The sequence below is a fragment of the Cytobacillus sp. Hz8 genome, from assembly GCF_042263505.1.
Lineage (GTDB): Bacteria > Bacillota > Bacilli > Bacillales > Cytobacillaceae > Bacillus_BE.
This window is the reverse complement of record NZ_JBHKFI010000039.1, coordinates 1-3,358: the sequence shown is the minus strand read 5'-3', so window position 1 is coordinate 3,358 and position 3,358 is coordinate 1. Positions and strand designations below refer to the sequence as shown.

Annotated in this window: 2 protein-coding genes and 1 pseudogene; 2 read left to right on the top strand and 1 reads right to left on the bottom strand. The window is 32.5% G+C overall.

Annotated elements, in window-relative coordinates; all coding sequences use genetic code 11:
- Nucleotides 1-138 precede the first annotated feature (138 nt).
- Nucleotides 139-615, bottom strand: coding sequence for a hypothetical protein (locus tag ACE38V_RS23175; protein WP_375845103.1), 477 nt, complete (start codon nucleotides 613-615; stop codon nucleotides 139-141).
- Nucleotides 616-2,001: 1,386 nt separating this feature from the next.
- Here ACE38V_RS23175 and ACE38V_RS23170 point away from each other — a divergent pair.
- Together ACE38V_RS23170 and ACE38V_RS23165 are read left to right on the top strand one after the other, a co-directional pair.
- The gene (locus ACE38V_RS23170; RefSeq protein ID WP_375845102.1) at nucleotides 2,002-2,985 is read left to right on the top strand and encodes an alpha/beta hydrolase; all 984 of its coding nucleotides are present in this window, start codon (nucleotides 2,002-2,004) and stop codon (nucleotides 2,983-2,985) included.
- A 27-nt stretch (nucleotides 2,986-3,012) separates the two neighbouring features.
- Nucleotides 3,013-3,231 (top strand): annotated as a pseudogene (locus ACE38V_RS23165) (response regulator); the annotation flags it as partial.
- Nucleotides 3,232-3,358 lie beyond the last annotated feature (127 nt).

The following is a 3,358-nucleotide window of genomic DNA, read 5'->3' as shown; positions in this document are numbered from 1 at the left end:
TTCAGAGCGTTACCTCTTCATTCGACTCCTCGATATAACCCTTCAGTCTTAATAATCTAAAACTGCCTGACCTTTACCGAAATTGTGTGACCACATTTCATTTGAGTCAGGAACATTTCGCACCAACTAAAGCACCCGTTAATTGAATGAGACCGCTCTCTTCACTAATGACTTTTCTTTAATAAATTGAAAACCGTATAAAAGGATTGTTAAAACCATAAAAACATACATCAACTGAATCTTTTTCATACGCACCAATGATGCAATTCCAAACCTTTGTAAATAAGGCTCTAAAACATATGTAAAGGCTGAATCGACGATTAAATTCAATCCCATATATTTTATAAAATTTCCGTAAGTCCACTTTAAAATCCACAAAGAACCTACAAGGAAAGATCCCCACACAAAAGGGAATTCGCCTGAAACGGAAGGATGAATTTTTTGATACCACCACCACCATTTCCTTTTTTTTGCTATAACGTTAACCACTTTCACTATAATAGCCATAAATAGAGATGCAGGAAGAAAACGCTTAATGGATTCCTTTCCTACGAAAGCACCCGAAAACAAAGATAAAATCATCATCAAAATTAGAAACAACTTTGAATATTTCATCCTACAACCTCCTAACTATCTATCTTGACTAATTTCTCCATTTTAGGAGAAATTATGAGAAGTGCAACTTCGTAAAATTATCCATCATAAGGTAAAAAGAGGCTATTTTTTGAAATTAGTCTTTTTTTTTATATCCTTCTTTAATTAACCTGCCCCTTAAGTTCAATAACACTCCCTACATACCATAATTATCCAAATAGGAGACATAAAAAAATACGCCTCCTATATGGTGTCGCTGCACATTAGCTTCCTAATATAAAATAAAAAAGCCAACAATAGATACTGACTGCTCATTCGGGAGAAATTTCAGAATGGGCTTTTTTTATTTTAGTCCGAATTTGTGAATGGAATAAGCTAGAATGGTATTGCAACTGAAGAAACATCGGGATGGATCTCGTGTTTCAATTAAGACAAGGGAAGAAACGTCCCCATGTTTCAAAGGGGAAGTTTAGTTAATGAAGGGATAGGTAGAGTGTACGTCGAATTAATTGTAAATATTAGGGAAAGGAAGTTAATTGAAATGAATAGTTATACTATCATTTTGTAATTGCATTTCTAGTGTTATTTTTACTTTTTCTATTTTTGTCGACCCTCGAAACTGGTGGAGTATTCACGAAGTTGTGGAGCCTTATAAAGATGGTTTATCAGCAAGGTTTTCTGAATTAAAATGAGTTACTATTCTTTAGTATCCTTAATTCTTGTATTGTTTCTAAATCAGCCTTCAATGAAAAAGTAATCAAATTGTATTAGCAATTACAGTTAGTAAAATTAAAGTACGCTTCCATTTGAGGTGTCGCTTTCTTATTCATCTAATTGGTAGTTTGAGTATAACTATCAGTTCGTGTTTTTTCCTATCAACTATAGCGGCAAATTTGTTGAAGCAGGAAATTTTGAAGGAACCCCCAAAAATTAGAGGAGATAATTAATATGTACATTTTTTTTGAAATAATTGCAGAATTATTTGTACCGATATTTAGTATTATTTTTTGTTTGAACTTAGTGACTATTATTAAAAAAGCCGTTGAAAAAGAAAATACTGCAAGGAATACCTTTTGGCTTACTCTATCATTCGTTGTAATTATGTGGAGTATATCAATTTTTGCTCCAATAAACTAGGTGAAACGTCGGGACGGATCTCATGTTTCAATTAAGACAAGTAGAAACGGAAGAAACATCCCCATGTTCCATTCATGGGGAGAGAAATCCATTTTCATTCTTGGGTTAAGAGCAAAGGAGCATGATTGATTTTGTTCAGTTGGCGGCAGTTAAGATAAAATAATGTGGTAAAATTATAGCGCATAGTCTGATAAAAAGTTGAGAATAATTTATTAGAAGTTTATTTTTATAGTTTATCCTTTCAATATAAATTGAAGGGAGAAACGGAATATGAAAAAGACATTTAATTTATTAAAGAAAATAATCTTAGTATGTATAGCAATTGTTGCTGTTATGATAGTAGCCGTTTTTATTTATCATCAGTATCGATTAAACTGTGAGTCTAGTTTGATTCAAAAAAAGGGAACACTGATCGATTTTAATGGGAAGAAAATGAATGTTTATAACGAAGGGAAAGGTAAGGACACTTTTGTCTTTATGTCGGGCTCAGGTGTTGCCGCTCCAGTCTATGAAATGAAGGGGCTATATAAAAAATTTTCTAGAAGTCATAAGATTGCTGTCGTGGAGAGAGCGGGATACGGGTACAGTGATGTTTTTCATGATAATAGGAATATTGATACTATATTAGAACAAACAAGACAAGCATTGATTAAAAGTGGAAATAAGCCTCCTTATATTTTATTGCCACATTCAATATCAGGTTTAGAAGCGATATACTGGGCACAAAAATATCCGCAAGAGATTAAGAGTATTATTGCACTGGATATAGGTTTACCTAATGAGTATGCCAAATACAAATTAGGCATTGGGGAGTCATTAAGTATAAGAGGAATGAACTTATTTGCAAAGCTTGGTTTCCAAAGACTATTTCCTACTATTACCTATGACCCTGAAGTAATAAAACAATCCTTTTTATCTGATAAAGAAAAGGAAATTTTTAAGGCAATATCCTATAAACAAGCTTTTAACGATGATATGAAGCAGGAACTTCTGCAAAATAAGGATAATGCCCGAAAATCACTTAAACTCCCAATACCGAAAGATACACCTATTCTTTTTCTGTCAGCATATACTGACCAAAATGAGCATTCTAAAGGGACCATCGAAAAAAATATGGATTATACAGCATTTGCTAAAAAATTAAATAAGGCGGAGGTTAAGAAAGTTAAAGGAAAACACTCCCTTTATTTATACGCTCCTGATGAAATATATGATCTTGCTAATAATTTTATCTATGGAAAATCCGAACTGTGAAATCATGTTAGGTTAGAAGGTTAAATGATGAAAGGATATAGGATTCTGATTGTTGAAGACGATTTGGTTATTGGAGATTTATTACAGAAAATTCTATTAAGAGAAGGATACGATGTATATTGGAAAAGAGACGGTAGAGAGATATCTGTTCTGATCAATGATATTGATTTAGCCATCATGGATGTAATGTTACCAAAAGAGGACGGATTTCAAATCACAAGAAAAATAAAGAAATTAGGGTTAAACTAAAATGTACCCTATAGAATAGACACTTAAAAAAGTGCTCTTTCTATAGGGTATTTTTTGTATAATTTAAAGAACAACATAGAGAAATACGCGGAGATGGAGAATTATGAGTAAAAAATTGTTTACA

What these genes read in the sequence shown, in the direction of transcription:
- ACE38V_RS23170 (WP_375845102.1), top strand. Translation starts at nt 2,002, where the DNA reads ATGAAAAAGACATTTAATTTATTAAAGAAAATAATCTTAGTATGTATA.
- ACE38V_RS23175 (WP_375845103.1), bottom strand. Translation starts at nt 615, where the DNA reads ATGAAATATTCAAAGTTGTTTCTAATTTTGATGATGATTTTATCTTTG.